12 protein-coding genes are annotated in these 18,006 nt (G+C 37.8%); 1 reads left to right on the forward strand and 11 read right to left on the reverse strand.

Features of this window, described 5'->3' with window-relative positions; translation table 11 throughout:
* Nucleotides 1-379: 379 nt before the first annotated feature.
* The 5 genes from KQI76_RS01020 to KQI76_RS01040 form a co-directional block, all read right to left on the reverse strand.
* Complete coding sequence (locus KQI76_RS01020) at nucleotides 380-2,923, reverse strand: LamG-like jellyroll fold domain-containing protein (protein ID WP_216398444.1); 2,544 nt, start codon at nucleotides 2,921-2,923, stop codon at nucleotides 380-382.
* 137 nt (nucleotides 2,924-3,060) lie between these two features.
* Nucleotides 3,061-3,501: a YtoQ family protein gene (locus KQI76_RS01025; RefSeq protein WP_216398445.1), complete on the reverse strand. Its 441-nt coding sequence runs from the start codon at nucleotides 3,499-3,501 to the stop codon at nucleotides 3,061-3,063.
* Between the two features lie 183 nt (nucleotides 3,502-3,684).
* Nucleotides 3,685-4,665 carry a tRNA dihydrouridine synthase gene (locus KQI76_RS01030; RefSeq protein WP_216398528.1) on the reverse strand — a complete coding sequence of 327 codons (981 nt, stop codon included), beginning with the start codon at nucleotides 4,663-4,665 and terminating at the stop codon, nucleotides 3,685-3,687.
* Between the two features lie 151 nt (nucleotides 4,666-4,816).
* Nucleotides 4,817-5,896: a 3-phosphoserine/phosphohydroxythreonine transaminase gene (serC, locus tag KQI76_RS01035; protein WP_216398446.1), complete on the reverse strand. Its 1,080-nt coding sequence runs from the start codon at nucleotides 5,894-5,896 to the stop codon at nucleotides 4,817-4,819.
* Nucleotides 5,897-6,448: 552 nt separating this feature from the next.
* Nucleotides 6,449-8,962, reverse strand: a complete 2,514-nt coding sequence (locus KQI76_RS01040; RefSeq protein ID WP_216398447.1) for a beta-mannosidase — start codon at nucleotides 8,960-8,962, stop codon at nucleotides 6,449-6,451.
* A 328-nt stretch (nucleotides 8,963-9,290) separates the two neighbouring features.
* On the opposite strand from KQI76_RS01040, the gene KQI76_RS01045 reads away from it, so the two are divergent.
* Complete coding sequence (locus KQI76_RS01045; protein ID WP_216398448.1) at nucleotides 9,291-11,519, forward strand: alpha-galactosidase; 2,229 nt, start codon at nucleotides 9,291-9,293, stop codon at nucleotides 11,517-11,519.
* 354 nt (nucleotides 11,520-11,873) lie between these two features.
* Here the strand turns inward: KQI76_RS01045 and mscL are convergent, their stop codons facing one another.
* The 6 genes from mscL to KQI76_RS01075 all read right to left on the reverse strand — a co-directional run bounded on the left by mscL (nucleotide 11,874) and on the right by KQI76_RS01075 (nucleotide 18,005).
* Nucleotides 11,874-12,293, reverse strand: a complete 420-nt coding sequence (gene mscL / locus KQI76_RS01050) for a large-conductance mechanosensitive channel protein MscL (RefSeq protein ID WP_253288750.1) — start codon at nucleotides 12,291-12,293, stop codon at nucleotides 11,874-11,876.
* A 286-nt stretch (nucleotides 12,294-12,579) separates the two neighbouring features.
* Complete coding sequence (locus KQI76_RS01055; protein ID WP_216398450.1) at nucleotides 12,580-13,539, reverse strand: acetylxylan esterase; 960 nt, start codon at nucleotides 13,537-13,539, stop codon at nucleotides 12,580-12,582.
* A gap of 219 nt (nucleotides 13,540-13,758) precedes the next feature.
* On the reverse strand, nucleotides 13,759-14,721 hold the full coding sequence (locus tag KQI76_RS01060) for a glycoside hydrolase family 113 (RefSeq protein ID WP_216398451.1): 963 nt from the start codon (nucleotides 14,719-14,721) through the stop codon (nucleotides 13,759-13,761).
* Between the two features lie 58 nt (nucleotides 14,722-14,779).
* Nucleotides 14,780-15,709 (reverse strand): glycoside hydrolase family 113, encoded by a 930-nt coding sequence (locus KQI76_RS01065; RefSeq protein ID WP_216398452.1) that lies wholly within the window; start codon nucleotides 15,707-15,709, stop codon nucleotides 14,780-14,782.
* Between the two features lie 99 nt (nucleotides 15,710-15,808).
* Nucleotides 15,809-16,831: a glycoside hydrolase family 130 protein gene (locus KQI76_RS01070; protein WP_216398453.1), complete on the reverse strand. Its 1,023-nt coding sequence runs from the start codon at nucleotides 16,829-16,831 to the stop codon at nucleotides 15,809-15,811.
* A 340-nt stretch (nucleotides 16,832-17,171) separates the two neighbouring features.
* Nucleotides 17,172-18,005, reverse strand: a complete 834-nt coding sequence (locus tag KQI76_RS01075) for a carbohydrate ABC transporter permease (protein ID WP_216398454.1) — start codon at nucleotides 18,003-18,005, stop codon at nucleotides 17,172-17,174.
* Between the last annotated feature and the right edge of the window lies 1 nt (nucleotide 18,006).

Genomic DNA, 18,006 nt, shown 5'->3' on the forward strand with positions numbered 1-18,006 from the left:
TTTTTTTATTAAAAAAGTCAATTTATGATCCATTATCAGGAGCGCCCAGCCAATGATTAGAACGTCGGGTGGCGACTTCTGTGAGAAAAGTGCGAGTCCGAAAATCCTTATTGTGACACGGTAGTGGAGCAATGAGGAATGTTAGACTAAAACCGCCACGTCCTATGCGCCCGAGGCCGTACCCGTGGAAAGCGTCCACCCAGAGTGTAAATCACGGAGTGACACCTCAAAAACATTTAAGAGGTGATGATTCTATTTAAATGATGATCATAAGAAAAAGGAATCCAGTATCAACTGTATTCCTTTTTCATTTTAGCTGAGTTTTGTCCCAGCCTCCTTATTTCAATTAAGTCTTATTACAGAGCAAGGTTACCCTTTATCATTGATATAATTCTTGAATTTCTGTTGCGGATATAGCTCCATCATAGATATAGAGTTCATCCATTAATCCTTTAAATGCAGGATCCCAATGATTTACTCCTAGTGCGAAATAAGAGGATCCCTGATCAAAGAGATTTGGAAAATTACTACCTTGAAAATGTACTTCACCATCTATATAAAGCGTTATCTTGTCACCATCAGCCGTAAGGGCAATATGTGTCCATTCATTTTCATCAATTAATACTTCAGATGATGCATCATACCATTCATCACTTCCAGACCACACCATTGTATTTCCTGTGTGACCATATGGAACGATACTTAGCCATTGTTCAGGACTAACCGCCCCAAAAAAGGCAGGTGTATGTTCAGTAAGCTCAGTCGGGTTTAGCCAAAAGGCAATTGTGTAGGCCTCTTGGTCAATGAGTCCTTCCGGTAATAGAATCCCAGAGTTACCATCAAATTTAGCTGCTTGGCCCTTAACACCTTCATCGAAAGTTATTTCTCCACCCTGATTATCTATTTGATCACCAATTACTTCACCATCTTTAAATGAGCCTTGGTCATCTGACAAATCATGATCAAATGCATAGTGCGCTATTAAAGCGACTTCCTTATTTCCTAATACATTGAGTTCAAACGTCTTTTCCTTACTCACATCACCATTTGCTATTGTTACGGTTAAAGTAACCTGTGCATCTTCACCAGTAGGTCTTGTCACTTTTCCATCAACTGAAATAATTGATTCATCTGATGACTGCCATTCAATTGTTGTCCCACCGAAAGCAGTAATATCTAAGCTAAGATCGTCGGTCACATCATTTTGGTTACCAAGTGATAAATCAGCTTCTACTTTATCAACAATCTCTTCTGATGATAGTGTTGAACTGTGTGATTGTACTCCCCAAATGGATACACCTTTTTCAGACAATGCTGTAAAAGACATCACGAAGTCTTTTGCTAGCTCATCCCACACTTCAACAAAAACACCATCGTAGACGATATCATTGATTGTGATCGCTCCATAATAACCATCATGCTCCCAATTTCCATCAACTGCACCAGTAACAGTACCATCTTCATGCAATTCAATTATCTGACTTGCTTTTAAATCCGTACTATTATCTTTACCATGATTGATATATTTATAGTTTCCTACTAATTCATCCGTCTTAATTTGATCATTAAGACTTTCACCAGCATAGCGTTTCGGTGCAACAACTGGCCAATCATTCTTATTTAAAAACATTTGATGAATTCGAAGCTCATGCTCTTCACCCCGATTTGGAAAACGAGTGTGAAAAACTAAAAATTCCTGATTAGTATCGTTATCTAGGTAAACAGAGTTATGGCCTGACGATAAATAACCTTGTCCTTGCCCCATTCCCGGTTCTCCTAACTCCCGTTCAAAAATAAAATTACCAAATAGTTTATTACCGAACTGAGCATTATCTACATCACCAGGAAGTACTGCTGGTTGTTCGGCAGCATCAAGATAAGGGCCCTCTGGGTTTTCAGAACGAAACTGCCGCATATGATATCCCCCGTCAGCTCCCAACCAGCCATAGGTTACGTATAAATAGTAGTATCCGTTATCCGGATTGTATTGAACGTAAGGACCTTCGCCTGACTTCCAATATCCACCTGCTATCTTAGTCCCAAAATAACGATCGATCAGACGACCATCCTCAGTTTCACCATCTTCTTTGGGATAGATCGCTTCACCTGTTTCTTTGTCTAGCTCCAACAAATATATTCCACCTGACCATGAACCATATGTCATCCATAAGCGGCCTTCCTCATCAAAGAAAAGATTCGCATCAATGGCATTGGGATAGTCACGATTATTATATTCACCATCACGGTCAAACCATTTTTCATTTTTATCATTAATCAAGCCTTGATCAATTAGATCAGCGATATTGGTATTTTCCCACTGTTTGTTTACCTCACTCTTATCATCGTATGCTTCATGGTCAGTAAATCCTGAATATACCAATGTCTTAACATGTTCATAGGGGCCTTCAATATCCTGTGATACAGCAAAACCAATCGCTGAGCGGATATAAGTTGAGGAAGCACTATAGTACATCATAAATGCACCTGTCGTTCCGTCCTCATTAACATAATGCTCATTCCAAAAGATCTCTGGTGCCCAAACAGAAAATCCTCCCTGGCTATCTGCATCATTTTCCCCTGCCCAAGCAAATGATTCTGCAAGGTTATCCGATAAATCACCATACAAGGCATTATCTGGCGTTGTGTAACCATTGGTAAACACTGTCCAGTCCATTAAGTCTTCTGATTTTGCCGCTTCAATATGTGAACCGAAAGCATAGTATGAATCATCTACTTTTATAATCGAAGGATCATGTACGGACACATTATTAAACTTTGGTTCATCTAAAACTGTCCCTTGCTCATCTCCATCATTTGTATCAGATCCTCCTATTCCCACACCTTTATCATTGTTCCAGACCACAATTAAGGCTGCAATTACTAAGATAATGGCACTGATTATACCAAGGTATTTTCTCGACATATTTTATTCTCCTTTGTAAGCGTTTAAAAAACTTGTACTTACATTCTATAAACCAAAAGGTAACTTGTCAATAAGTTTATCGAATTGAATAATCAAGAAAAAAAGAGATGAGATATTCTCACCTCTTTCCCCTAGGCTTATTCATATATATAAGCAACTACATCAAGAGCCTGATCAAGGGTTTCAACGGTAACATTCACTTTATTAGAAAGTTCCTTTAGTGGATGAATCAAAGCTTCAGGGCGAATTATGATTGTCGGTTTATTCAATGTAATAGCTGTCGAGATATCCATCGCTGTATTCCACTGTCTATATGTTTCACCAAATAATCCAATCACGAGATCCGCTTTATTCATCAAAACCTCTGTTCTAAAATTATTAACAGCAGAAGCTGCATCATCGCGATAATATGCACTTGGTTGTTTGCCTAATATCTCTTCACCAATTCCATCAGAACGATCATGATTAGCTTGTGGACCTACAAAGGTAAGTGGTAAATTCCTTTGTTTAGCCTTTTCGGCTAACTGATCACGCCAATCATCATGAATTTGCCCAGCTAGATAAACGATTAACTCCATATTATCCTCCTTAAATAATAAATATAATTTGATAGATCACTTTTTTATCATGATTCCCGCTAAACTTTTCTCTATAAACAAACATGGATACCATGTAAAAAGTAAATCTTCATCCAACGGTTGTTTTCTTCATCTCCCACCGGATCTTAGTGGATCGTCTCTTTTAAATACAATTTAGTCCCACTATTCACAAGTCATATCAGCATATTGCTTGAAAAATTGATCCAGTAATGTTCGCACTTCGTCTGTTGACTCTGTACTCATCAATTGATTTCTTAATTCACTTGCTCCTCGAAATCCACGAACATAAATTTTAAAAAAGCGTCTTAATGGTTTAAACAGCCGCGGTTCTATCTTTGAATATTGATCAAAGTAATCCAAATGTAACCTTAAAAGATCGATTAATTCCTTGCTATCATGATCTCTTGGCTCACTCTCAAAGGCAAAGGGGTTTTGAAAAACACCACGCCCGATCATAATCCCATCCACACCATATTGATTAGCCAGTTCCAAACCTGTTTGGCGATCTGGGATATCCCCGTTGATTGTTAAAAGTGTCTTTGGGGAGATTTGATCTCGAAGCGCCTTTATATCAGGAATAAGCTCCCAATGTGCGGCAACTTGGCTCATTTCTTTCCTTGTTCGCAAATGAATCGTAAGGTTGGCAATATCCTGTTTCAATATATGTGTAAGCCAATCATGCCATTCTTCTACATCCGTATAACCAAGTCTTGTTTTTACACTAACAGGTAAACCACCTGCCTTAGCTGCTTGGATCAACTCTGCAGCAACTTCTGGACGACGAATTAGGCCAGAACCTTTTCCATTTCCTGCGACATTAGCTACAGGACAGCCCATATTGATATCCACACCACGAAAGCCTTGCTCCGCCATACCAAGACTCATTTTTCGAAAATATTCAGGTTTATCCCCCCATATATGGGCAACAATAGGCTGTTCATCCTCTGTATAAGTTAACCGCCCCCGAACACTTTGTTTTCCATCCGGATGACAATAACTTTCTGAATTTGTAAACTCAGTGAAAAACACATCTGGTCGACCTGCTTCACTTATAACATGACGAAATACAACATCTGTCACATCTTCCATTGGTGCTAGTACAAAAAACGGCCGCGGCAAATCCAGCCAAAAATGATCTGTCATAACTTCCATTCAATCCTCTCATTATCGGATAACCGATTCAAGCTTTAACTAAATAATTAAAAATGACTACAGATTAAGTAGCATTTCTGTAGTCATTTTACCCTATTTTATTATATTTTGCGATAGATAATCCAACTCGGTAATTTTTTACTTAACTATTCTTCCGCTCAAATTCTTTAATGAAGTCAACTAAAGCCTTAACACCCTCTAGCGGCATTGCATTATAAATGCTAGCACGCATTCCCCCAACTGAGCGATGACCCTTTAACGTTTCCAAACCATTTTCCTTTGCTTCATTAATAAATTTAGCTTCAAGTTCTTTGTCACCATTTGCAGCAATAAAAGGAACATTCATTAGTGAACGATCGCGACCCTTGATTGGCGCTTCAAACATATTTGATTGATCAAGCGCTCCATACAGTAAATCAGCCTTTTCACGGTTAATTTTCTCTATTACTTCCAAACCACCAAGCTCTTGCAACCAATCAAAAACAAGTTTCGCAACGTAAATTGAGAAAGTCGGTGGTGTATTGAAGACAGAGTTATTCTCAGCATGTGTCTTATAATCAAATATCGTCGGAATAGAACCTGAGGCTAAACCGATTAAGTCATCTCGAATAATCACGATTGTTAGTCCCGCTGGTCCTATATTCTTTTGTGCTCCCGCATAGATAATACCAAACTTACTTACATCTATCGGTGTTGATAGAATATTGGAAGACATATCTGCTACTAAGGGAATATCCCCAGTGTCCGGTAATTCAGAAAAAGCAGTTCCTTCAATTGTATTGTTCGTCGTAATATGTACATAATCCGCCTTCGGGTTAAACATTTCCTTTGTTAGTGACGGAATATGGTTGATGGTATCCTCACCAACTACCTGAATCTCTCCAAACGCTTTCGCTTCTTTATATGCCTTTTTTGACCATGATCCAGTTAGAACATAATCAGCTTGTTTATTATTTACTAACAAATTCATTGGTACCATAGCAAATTGTTGTGAAGCTCCACCTTGTAAAAAGAGAACTTTGTAGTTATCAGGTATGTTCATTAGTTTTCTAATTCCACTCTCTGCCTCTTCTAAAATCGTCATAAACCAATTCGAGCGGTGACTTAACTCCATCACTGACATACCTGAACCGTTGAAATCTAACAATTCTGCTTGTGCCTTTTCTAATACACTTTTCGGTAGTATAGCTGGTCCTGCTGAGAAATTATAAACCTTACTCATCCTATTCACCACACCTATCTATTATTATATTAAATAATTAATCCTAAAACCTTATAATGACTTAGTTTATCAATTTAACCATTTCATTTCAAGAGTAATTTTGTGAAAATTTAAACAATTAACTCTACTTATATTTTTAAGAAAGGGACATGAGCTAATCAAGGGATTTATCGTAGTGAAACTTTATTCAGCAGATGGAGGATCGGGTGGCGAGTCCGGAAAACCTTATTGTGGAACAGCAGTGGAGCAATAAAAGTTGAGGCCGTGGGACTGAGTGAAACCCCTAAACCATTTAAGTCATGATGAATTTATATAAATGATCATGAAATCAAAAGGGAATCCATTAAAAACCGGATTCCCTTTTGATTTTCACTCAGTTATGCAGCAGTCTCATTTTTTCTCTAGCCCTCTATTAATAGAGACATATACAATTTTTAACGATGGCTATTACTATGCGGCCACATTGATTACTTCTCGACAATTATTTGTCCACCTCGTTATCAAACGACTCTTTCACTTGCTCTAAAAATGGACATTCCCCTCAAAAATTCGTTAAATCATATCGGACATTGATTTCGCTTGAATTTGTATTGCTTGATTTACCCTTTTGTTTCTCGGTATAAATTGAACAGTTTTTCTCTCGCCAGGTAAAAGATCAAAGTAGTTAGCACTAAAATATCCAGCCTCATCCGTATCTAACCATATGTTTTTGGCAAATTGATTTGTCGATATTTCGAACTGATCGCTTGCTTGTAAACGTTCAATCATAAGATCAGCTTTGGGCAAGGTTAATTTTTTTGTTGGCTTAAAATAATGATATTTGCGATCGACTTTTTTATTCCCAACGGTTAACTCCCCTACTAGAACAATATTTGCTCGATCATAATCTTTTAGAAAAGCTTCAAGAGCAATTGTGTCAACTTGTGTACTTTGATTTGACATAAGGTCAACACTTAACCTCTTTTCACTCAAAACTTCCCCTGTTAGATGATACAAGGTGAGGGTTAACTCAGCTGTTCGATTGACCAATTGATCTGTAACGACATAGACCTTCACTTGGTCTTTGGTTTGCACAAAAGATAAAATATCATCTTTAAATCCTTCCTTAGCAAAATAATGAAGTGCCTTCCAACGACCATAATAATCAATACTTGACCATGAAGCTACGGGCCAGCAATCATTGATTTGCCAATATAGGGTTCCCATACAATAAGGCATGTTTCGACGATGTGCTTCAATCGCTTGTTTAACCCCTTCTGCTTGAAGGACATGACTCATATAAAGGAAGGATGGGAAATCTTTCGGCTTAGGTAAGTATCGATCCATATATGTTTCAATCAATTGATTTCCAGCACCATTCTTTTGATGATGAAGCATCACTTCTGATTCAATCGCATAATCCGATTCTTCAGCAAAAGTTTCGACTGTTCTAAGCTCCGGAAATGATTGAAAACCATACTCACTCATAAATCGCCCAACATGCGTATTGTAATCCTCAAACGGTTTTTTACCGTGCCAAACTTCCCAATAATGGATATCTCCGCTAGCTGTTACTTCTGTTGCATGTTGATTAATATCATCTGTCAAAGCAACCATTGGTGATGATGGCCAATAAGGTTCGTTCGGTACGAATTCACTCGTTACATCTGCTAGAATTTCATGAAAAATCTTTTTATAATCCGACCAAATTTTTTCTCGTGTCTCATGGTCATAAGCATTTTTCCAGCCCCAACCTGCATGCTCATTAAAATGTGCCCAAGCTGAATCAATTTCATTATTTCCACACCAGAGCACAATCGATGGGTGACTACGCAGGCGTTTCACATTATCTTTTGCTTCTGCTTCAACATTGGTTAAAAAAGCTTGATCGCCTGGGTACATACTACAGGCAAACATAAAATCTTGCCAAACCATAATCCCATACTCATCACAGAGGCGATAGAAAATCTCAGCTTCATAAATACCCCCACCCCAGACGCGAAGCATATTCATATTGGCAGATGCCGCACTTTCAATTTCATAGCGATAACGTTCCTCTGTTACCTCAGTTACAAAGCTATCGTTAGGAATATGATTTGCCCCTTTTGCAAATACCGGTACACCATTTAATTCAAAGTAGAATGAATGGCCTTCTTGATTAGGATCACGAACGAGTCGAATTGTTCTTAATCCCGTTGTTACATTAGCACTTGCCACTGGCTTGTTATCCTGATTAAGCTCAGCTTTAAATGTATATTGATTTGGGTCACCTAAACCTCTACTCCACCATAATTTAGGTTGGTCAATCTCTAGTTCAATTGCTAGTTTATTTCTCCCTTCTTTAAGTTGAACATCTTTCTGCCAAGATAAATCTCCTGTCCTTATTTGAAGTTGACCTTGCCAGTCTGAAATACTATCGACTTCAAGTTCTGCGATTAATTCAGCCTTTTCTTTTGAAATCGATTTTTGGTTAATATAAAAATCATCGATGTCAAGCTGTGACCATGCAACTAACTCCACATCACGCCAAATCCCACTCGTCACAAAACGTGGTCCCCAGTCCCAACCATAGTGGTAAGGAGCTTTGCGAGCAAAAATACTGATTTGTCGATCGCCCAATTGCCCCATTTCAGAATCATCATTAGCTGCCGGTAATCCATAACCGAGCGCCTCAAGTTTTGGCAAATCAACATCAATCGGGGATTTAAAATGAATGCGCAGTTCTTGCTCACCCTCTGTTAGATAAGATTTAATATCCTTACGATAAGTACGAAACATATTCTCTGTTGTTAAAATCAATTGATCATTTAAATAAACATTCGCATACGTATCTAACCCATGAAAAATAAGCTCAATTCGGTCTTGTTTGACTAAATCTTCGTCAATCGTAAATGTTGATTGATACTCCCAATCTTCTTTATCAATCCACTGTTGATCACGTTCATTTGTTCCATAAAAAGGATCCTCTATCAATCCATGTGAATTTAAGTCAGTGTGAACACAGCCCGGTACGGTAGCATTTAACCAGTCACCTTTGTTTAATTGCCTAAACTGCCAACCTCGTATCTTCTGGATAAGTTTTTTCATTATTTATCACCTCATGGTAGTTGTTTTTATCAATAATAAAAAGTGAATCTTAAATCAGATTCCTCTGTTTCATGCTTTATTCTAGTCACTACAAACCGCTTTTTCTCTTCTGCATCCATCTCCTTTCTTTCTATTAGCTTAATAAGTTAATTAAACAAATTACAAGATAAATATATAATGCCCTCCTAAGAATGTCTAATCTTTTTTATTATTAACATGTATCTCTCTAAAAGTTGAGTGTATAATAAACTATAGCGTTTTCAATCAAAATATGTTATTGTTAATTTATAATAGCTTATCGATAACCTAAATACAAGAGGTGATTAGAATGTCAATATTTATAAATGAAGCAAATCAAGAATTTCATTTGCAAAACAAACAAATAAGTTACGTTTTTCGCGTCCTAGAAAAAAGTAAGCAATTAGAACATCTCTACTATGGAAAGAAAATTACACATCGTGATTCATTCTCTCATTTAATTGAACGAGAAGTTCGACCATCGAGTAATATGTTTGAGGGGGACCATACATCATCCCTTGAACATATTAAACAAGAGTATCCTAGTTATGGAACAACGGATTTCCGTTATCCTGCACACGCAATCACGAACCAACTTGGGAGCCATGTAACAACTTTCCAATATGAAGATTATCAAATTCAAAAAGGAAAACCTACTTTACCTGGTTTACCGGCAACATATGTTGAAGCAGATGATGAAGCAGACACTTTATTCATTACACTACGAGATCCTGTATTAAACTTAAGACTCGTGTTAAGTTATACGATTTTTTCTAATCGGCCAGTTATTACAAGAAGCGCAAAATTCATAAATGATTCAGAGGAAGATTATCAAATTGAAAATGCAATGAGTACAAGTATTGACTTAGCATCTGATCAGTTTGAACTCCTCCAATTAAATGGGGCCTGGGCACGTGAAACACACCTTGAAGTGAATCGACTTGCAACAGGGATACAAGCAGTATCTAGTACCCAAGGTGCAAGTAGTCATGTCCACAATCCATTTATTGCTTTAAAACGCCCTGAGACAACTGAGCATACCGGGGATGTTTATGGTTTTAGCCTTGTATATAGCGGGAACTTCCTCGGACAGGTAGAAGTGGACTCTTACGGAGTTAGTCGTGTCATGATGGGGATCAATCCATTTCGTTTCTCATGGAAACTAGCCCCCAATCAGTCTTTTCAAACACCTGAAGCCGTCATGGTCTTTTCTGAAAACGGATTAAATGGAATGAGTCAAACCTATCATGCCCTTTATCGTGAAAGATTAGCACGTGGCTATTGGCGTGATCGAACTAGACCAATTCTAATTAACAATTGGGAAGCTACCTACTTTGATTTTAACGAAGAAAAGGTGCTTGAAATTGCTTCAACTGCAAAAGAGCTTGGCATTGAATTGTTCGTACTGGATGATGGTTGGTTCGGAGAACGCCATGATGATTCTTCATCATTAGGTGACTGGTTTGAAAATAAACAAAAACTACCGAATGGAATTAAAGGTCTATCCGAGAAAATCGAAGCGCTCGGCATGCGATTCGGGTTATGGTTTGAACCCGAAATGATCAGCAAGGGAACAAAACTATTTGCTGACCACCCCGATTGGTTGATCGCTTCTCCAAATCGCGAGCCGTCTCATGGTCGTAATCAATATATTCTAGATTTTTCTCGGCCAGAAGTTGTCGACTATGTTTATCAAATGATGGACAACATCATTAATGATGCCAAAATTTCTTATATTAAGTGGGATATGAATCGATTTATGACAGAGGTTTACTCTAAAGAGCTCCCTGCTGATCAGCAAGGTGAAGTCTTCCATCGTTACATTCTAGGGGTTTATTCACTCTATGAACGATTGATCGAGAAGTATCCTGAAATTCTCTTTGAATCTTGTGCTGGTGGCGGTGGCCGCTTTGATCCAGGCATGCTTTATTATGCACCACAAACTTGGACAAGTGACGATACGGATGCTATTGAACGCTTAAAAATCCAATATGGTATCTCTCACGTTTATCCATTAAGCGCAATTGGTAGCCATGTTTCAGCTGTTCCCAATCATCAAGTGGGACGGATAACACCGATTGAAACACGTGCGAATGTCGCATACTTTGGTACATTCGGCTATGAATTAGATGTTACTAAATTATCAGATGCCGAAAAAGAAGCCGTCAAAAAACAAACAGCCTTTTTCAAAGAACAAAGGGAATTAATTCGTCAAGGGGTCTTTCATCGTTTGATGAATCCATTTGAATCAAATGAGACCGCTTGGATGCTTGTGTCATCAGATCAAAATGAAGCAATTGTTGGTTACTATCAGGTATTAGCTAAACCAAACGAAAGTTATAAACGGATTAAATTAGTCGGTCTAAATCCAGACAAATGTTACGCCATTGAAGGTACGGATAAAACTTATTATGGTGATGAATTAATGAACATCGGTATTATTCTAGCTGAAAACTTTACCGGTCGTGCTGATGAATATTGGTCACGAGAGAAAGCTGGAGACTATCATTCTAAACTGTTTGTTTTAAAAGCGCTGTAAAATATATTCTTTCCAAAAACAAACCATGTTCACAAGCAATATATCATCATTTTGCCTAATCATATTATTCATGTGTTTCCCCTTTTTATATAGATAGGGTGGATTAAAAGAAGACCTCCAACTGAGCATGGCAGCTTATCAGTTGGAGGTCTTCTGATTGATTTAAACTAAGTATTAAGAAACCCTCAATCCACAGGTCCTTCTCCATCAACCACTAGATGACAGAGCGATGAACTAGACTTTAACAGGCTAGTAAGCACTCTGATCATCCGATCATTTCCCTTATCTGATTAGAGCGAGGGCTTACACTTAGTTAATTTAAGACAAATTTGCAGATTGCATGACAAGAGTCACTTAATCTAGCTCATCACTAGTTGATTGTATTGACTTAGCCTTATTTTGAGCAGCTAATAAGTCACGTATTTCTGCTAAATACTGTTCCGCAGTTGGTGACTCTGGCTCCGGCTCTGGTTCAACCTCATCTTGTTTTCGCATCAATTTATTTATTAATTTAATCGCTAAGAATAAAATAAGTGAAATTAATAAGAAGTCAATGATCGCTTGTAGAAAATAACCATATTCGATCTGTGTTGCACCAAGTTTAATTGTCAAAGCACTGACGTCAGCATTACCTGTTATCGCAACAATAATCGGTGTAATAACATGTTCAACTAATGCTGTTACAATCGCTGTAAAGGCAGCCCCCATAACAACTCCAACAGCTAAGTCCAATACATTTCCCCGCATAATGAACGCTTTAAATTCTTCAATCATTTTCAAGTCTCATTCCCCCTGATGAACATGAATATTTGTTATAGCTTGTTCTTGTTTACATTGTACTTAAAGACAAAAATTTTATCAATTAAAACTTTTGCAAACAAACCATAGACTAGCGGATCATGAACGGTTATCCTATGGTCAACTACCAGGTTAATACAAGTTTCAGCGAATGAAGCTAGATCCCTGGAACACTGTTTCAAATGATATAGTCATTTATTTCTCTTATGACCATCATTTTCATAGAAACGATATCTACAGGAGGGAATAAGGATCCAAATCACTATAATTCTTTAAACCACTGCAGGGCATGGTCACTATGCTTTGGCAAAAATTCATGGCCATGTTCTGGATAAAGGACCATTTCCTTTTTAGTTTGAATTTTATTATAGGCGGCAAATTGAGTCGATGGTGGACAAATTTGATCTCTCAAACCTGTTATCCACCTTACCTCACCATTGATCCGCGGTGCTAGGTTTTGAATGTCTATATATCCCAGTCGCTCAAAGACTTGCTCTGCCTTTTCATGAGTCGGGTCATGGTTACGAAAGTAATAGGAGATTTCTTCATATGCTGAATTTACCACATCCATTTCCCATGCTCGTTTGAAATCTGACAAAAATGGATAGACCGCAACAATGCGTTTAATTCGCGGTTCTAAACTTGCACAAGCAACAGCAAGTGCCCCTCCCTGTGATTGACCATAAACGCCAATTCTTCCTTCGTCAATATGATCCATACTCATCAAAATCCAAGTTGCCTGCACAGTATCGAGAAAGATCTGTCGATAATATAGACGATCTGGGTCAGGATCACTCACACCTCGAATGATATGACCTTTCAAAGTTGGGCCACTAACAGAAACGGGATCTGTAGATAGACCACCTTGACCACGACAATCCAACGCAATAACAGTTATCCCCTCTGCCGCATAGGCCAACTTATCAAGCCAATCCCCACAGTCAACATGATAGCCATGAAACATCACAAGACCTTGACCACTTGCGCGATTAGGTTTAGGTTGAACATATTTAGCATGGACCTTAGCTCCACCCAAACCGGTAAAGTATAAGTGGTAACAATCTGCAATCTCACTCTTAAAGTCACTTTCAACTAATTGATAATCTAGCGGTTGCTTCTCTAATTCGCTTAAACCACGTTGCCAATATAAATCAAAATCAATCGGGCGCGGGCTTTTGCCCTGATAATTATATAAATCAGCTAACGGCATATCAATATGCATCGTTATTCCTCCATTCTTAATCCCAGTCAGCTAGTCACAGCCTCACTCTCTATAGACTTAAATAAACGAAGTCAAACAAGATTCAGATCAAATAGGGATCCTTCAGGCTTTCATACAGGTATTTCTTCAATTTTCTGTATGATAATAGAAGTAAAATTAGAATCATTATGTTTAGATTATTCCATTTCCCTTAAAGCAACAATTCAGATGAGCACTCAGCTATTTATTCAAGTAATAATCCTTAACAATCTTTTCTGCCTTCTTCCCATAGATATCAAAGCCACGATTTAAATGAGCTTCTTCGATTGGATAAAGTTTTGTCGACCAATCCCACCAGAAAAAACCACCAAACCAAGGTTCATCCCAAAAGACTTCTAAAACAGATTGATAGAAATTCGCTTGTTCATCCTGATCAACAGGTAGGTCTACATGTTCAAAATCCCAAGGCATCATCGCACACCCTTTGGCACTGCGACAGCCAATTTCAACAAAGATAATTGGTTTATTAAATTTCTCATGTAATCTCAATAACTTCTCTTTAACGGGCAACCAGTTTTTCTTCATTATCTCAACAGATTCACCTGGCTGTTTTGCAACAGGATAATAGGCACTTGTACCAATATAATCAACTAAATCAAACCAGGAAACACCTTCTTCCTTACCATGATTTGCGTTGTAAATAATCGGACCATGATATCGTTCACGTACTTCTCTAATAACCTCTTGCCAATTAGATACACGACCCTCAGTAGCCACCATTTCACAACCAACCGTAAACATATCACAATCAAGTTCTTCCGCTAATTCAGCATAGTGATTAAGAAATTGACGATAAGATTGAAACCACGCTTGCCATTTATCCTCAGCCTCGTCCGGAAAACCAATCCGAGCACGCCAAATGCCATCACGTGAGTTAACAACAGGTTTTAAACAGACTTTTAAACCTAGCTCATGAGCCTGTTCCACTGCAAAGATCAGATCACGATCAGTCATTGTATGATGATAATCAAAGTAAATTTCAGTTGAACAATATGTTTCTTGATATGTATAGAAGGAGAGTGCGATCCATTCACTTCCCGTTTCCTTTAACCTTCTTAATGATTGCACAGCCTCGTCAGTACGATAGTCTCCCCTTCTTCCATCCCAACCATAAGTCATTCCTTTAATGAAAACTTCCTGCATCCTCTTCGCCCTTTCCTAGCTAAGTATCTATTTCATGAATATATTTGTCTTTTAACATTTATCGCGATTGATAATAAGCCTTGATTACTTTCTCTGCTGGTTTACCATAAACACCATAATCATCATTTTGTTTAGCTTCATCCTCATGATATAAATAGGTTTGCCAGTCCCACAGGCCAAAGCCACCAATCCATGATTTATCCTCTGTTTTCTCAAACATCACCCGATAATAGTCTGCTTGCTCCTGAAGATTAACAACCCCTTCTAAGGACCAGTCATTCGGAATTTGTGAAGAACCTGTTCGACTCGGGCAACCTGCCTCCGCAAAGAAAAATGGTTTATCATATTTCTTAACAACCGCTTCAATACGATCCAATTGATTATCCCAATCATCTATCGGATAGTAACCACTTGATGAAATAAGATCAAGTGCATCCCAGAACTTAACATGATTTTCCTGATATTTATCCGTATTATAAGTGACCAAACCTTTGTATAGCTGACGAACTTCAGTGATGAGTTGGCGCCAATCATCTTCTCTTCGTTCCGTTTGAACCATTTCACAGCCAACAATGAATAGATCACAGGCCGTTTCCTCAGCTATTGAAGCATAGTGTTTTTGATAAGCAGTATAGCTTGCAAACCAATCACGCCATTTCGGTTCACATGGTACATCGTGGTCAAAGAAGTTTATATGCGCCCGCCAGGTTCCGTCTTTGCAATTTACTGTCGGCTTTAAAATCACTTTGAGTCCAAGCGACTTAGCATATTCAATCATTTCAACTAATTCATCATCAGCGACCATATGGGATCCCCTATAATCAATTTCAGTTGTATGTGCCGTTTCCTGCCTTGCAGCTAAAGCAATGATTACATATTCACTAGCTGTTCTTTCTTGTAGTAGGCGTAAACTTTCCTTAGCCCGTTCTGTTTTAAAATAACCTTTCTGACTGTCCCAGCCAAAGGTAAAACCTTTAATGAATTCCATTACAATCCTCCACATCTATCAAGTTATTGTTTTTCTTATGCTAAGAAAAGCTAGGAGGGCATCGTTCAATCCATACCTTCCTAGCTTCATTATTACTTTTTACATTCTTCCAATTTCTTTATCATCAGCGATTTCTTCGTGTGTTGCTTTTGCATATTCAACAATTTCATCAACTGTTGTATAAGCTAAACCAACTTTTGTATCTGCAGCACCATAGTAAATCGCAATTTTCCCTGTTTCAGCATCATGTAATGTTGCACATGGGAAGATAACATTGTCAACAAAACCTGTCGTTTCATAGCTTTCTTCTGGTGTTAATACAAAGTTGCTTGATCGATATTTTACTTTTGAAGGTTCATCTAAATCTAAAATAGCTACACCCATACTATAAACATAACCATTACATGTACCTGTTACCCCATGATAAAACATTAACCAGCCTTCTGTTGTTTCAATCGGTGCTGGACCACCACCAATTTTAACGTTTTGCCACCAGCCATCGCCACCCGTTCCCATGACATGACGGTGTTTACCCCAATATTTAAGATCTGGACTTTCACTTAGGAAAATATCACCGAATGGGGTATGACCACTATCACTCGGACGTGATAACATCATATAGTTACCATTTATTTTACGCGGGAATAAAACACCATTACGGTTAAAGGGCAAAAATGGATTCTCCAAACGGGTGAATGTTTTAAAATCTTTTGTTTCGGCTAACCCGATTGATGCACCGTAAAAATCTGTACACCAAATAATATAGTAGGTATCCTCGACCTTTAGTAATCGTGGATCATAAGCGTACTTCGGTTGGAATGGATTTCCCTCTTCATCCACAAAAGCAATTCGTTCTTCATCAATTCTCCAACTGAGTGCATCATCACTATAACCTAGATGTAAATGTGGACGACCATTCGCGGTTTCAGCTCGAAAAACACCAATAAATTTCCCTTCATAAGCAATCACTGCACTATTAAAAATTCGCGAGATATTTTTAGCAGGATTGCGGTCAATCACAGGATTTTCACTATGACGCCATACAGGAGCATAATGGCCTTTTGGCTTATCTTGCCAAGGTATATTCGGCAAGCTTTCTGAAATCAATTTAACGTTAGACATATTCTGATCCCTTCCTTAAACTCTATATTTATTCTCATTAATCATTCGATAGTAATTGGCAATTCCCTATTACCAAACATCGATCAGTCATTTAATCAAGTCTTTAGGGGAAGTTCATCCCCTTCTGAGTGTCTGATAAATGATTTAGGGCCTTTACTGACTGTTGATCTCAATCTTCATTCAATCATTTCTCTCGCACGATTGCAGTAGTGGGCTTACAGTCAGTTAATCTGTGTGAAAACAAAGGCTCTACATTAGTAAGTAACTAAAACGCCATAGAATCTTACTCAAATCTCTATAATTCAATAGCTATTTAAACTGAACAATATAGGACTACAATTTATTTTACTGAACCACTTGTTAAGCCATTGTAAATATATTTTTGTAAGAAAATAAAGGTTATCAAGGTTGGGACAATCGCAATCATGACACCAGCTGTAATAACTTCCCATTGCGCCCCAAACGGACCTTGGAATTTAAATAAAGATGTAGAAATCACTTGTAAATCTGTTTTAGGCATATATAAAAATGGAGTATAGAAGTCATTATAGACATTAACCCCTTTAATAATAAACACTGTAACAATTGCTGGTTTCAATAATGGTAGGACAATTTTACGATAAATTGTAAAATATGATGCCCCATCCAACATGGCTGATTCATCTAATGAAATAGAAATCGAATCCATAAATTGTAGAAACACATAAACTGCAATGATGTCTGTTCCTAAATACAGAATAACCGCTGCCCAAATCGTATTAAAAAGACCGAGTGAATGAATGATTTGGAATGTCGCAACTTGTGTTGTAACAGCAGGAATTAAGGTTGCTAATAGGAAGGCACCTAAAATTAATTTACTACCTTTAAATTCAAATCTATGCAAAACAAAAGCTACCATTGATCCAATTAATGTTGTCCCGATTACTGAAATAACTAGAATAATCACAGTATTTTTAAAACCAGTCAACATATTCCCTTCAACGAAAGCTCTCTGATAATTTTCGAAGTTAGTCCAATCACTTGGTGGCACTAAGGGACCTGTTGTTGTATATTCTGCTCCTGTTTTAAATGAAGCAAAGAAAATAGCAACGATAGGGATTACCGCAACAAATGTACCAAGTAACAAAGAAGCGTATTTTATAAATGTACCTAAGTGACGTTTAAATTTGTACATA

Origin of the sequence: Amphibacillus sp. MSJ-3 (assembly GCF_018919165.1) — a bacterium.
In the GTDB taxonomy this organism is placed as follows: Bacteria; Bacillota; Bacilli; order Bacillales; family Amphibacillaceae; genus Amphibacillus.

Bases quoted from the DNA above. Each gene is read 5' to 3' on its own strand.
- KQI76_RS01020 (WP_216398444.1), bottom strand. From the start codon at position 2,923: ATGTCGAGAAAATACCTTGGTATAATCAGTGCCATTATCTTAGTAATT.
- KQI76_RS01025 (WP_216398445.1), bottom strand. From the start codon at position 3,501: ATGGAGTTAATCGTTTATCTAGCTGGGCAAATTCATGATGATTGGCGT.
- KQI76_RS01030 (WP_216398528.1), bottom strand. From the start codon at position 4,665: ATGACAGATCATTTTTGGCTGGATTTGCCGCGGCCGTTTTTTGTACTA.
- serC (WP_216398446.1), bottom strand. From the start codon at position 5,896: ATGAGTAAGGTTTATAATTTCTCAGCAGGACCAGCTATACTACCGAAA.
- KQI76_RS01040 (WP_216398447.1), bottom strand. From the start codon at position 8,962: ATGAAAAAACTTATCCAGAAGATACGAGGTTGGCAGTTTAGGCAATTA.
- KQI76_RS01045 (WP_216398448.1), top strand. From the start codon at position 9,291: ATGTCAATATTTATAAATGAAGCAAATCAAGAATTTCATTTGCAAAAC.
- mscL (WP_253288750.1), bottom strand. From the start codon at position 12,293: ATGATTGAAGAATTTAAAGCGTTCATTATGCGGGGAAATGTATTGGAC.
- KQI76_RS01055 (WP_216398450.1), bottom strand. From the start codon at position 13,539: ATGCATATTGATATGCCGTTAGCTGATTTATATAATTATCAGGGCAAA.
- KQI76_RS01060 (WP_216398451.1), bottom strand. From the start codon at position 14,721: ATGCAGGAAGTTTTCATTAAAGGAATGACTTATGGTTGGGATGGAAGA.
- KQI76_RS01065 (WP_216398452.1), bottom strand. From the start codon at position 15,709: ATGGAATTCATTAAAGGTTTTACCTTTGGCTGGGACAGTCAGAAAGGT.
- KQI76_RS01070 (WP_216398453.1), bottom strand. From the start codon at position 16,831: ATGTCTAACGTTAAATTGATTTCAGAAAGCTTGCCGAATATACCTTGG.
- KQI76_RS01075 (WP_216398454.1), bottom strand. From the start codon at position 18,005: ATGTACAAATTTAAACGTCACTTAGGTACATTTATAAAATACGCTTCT.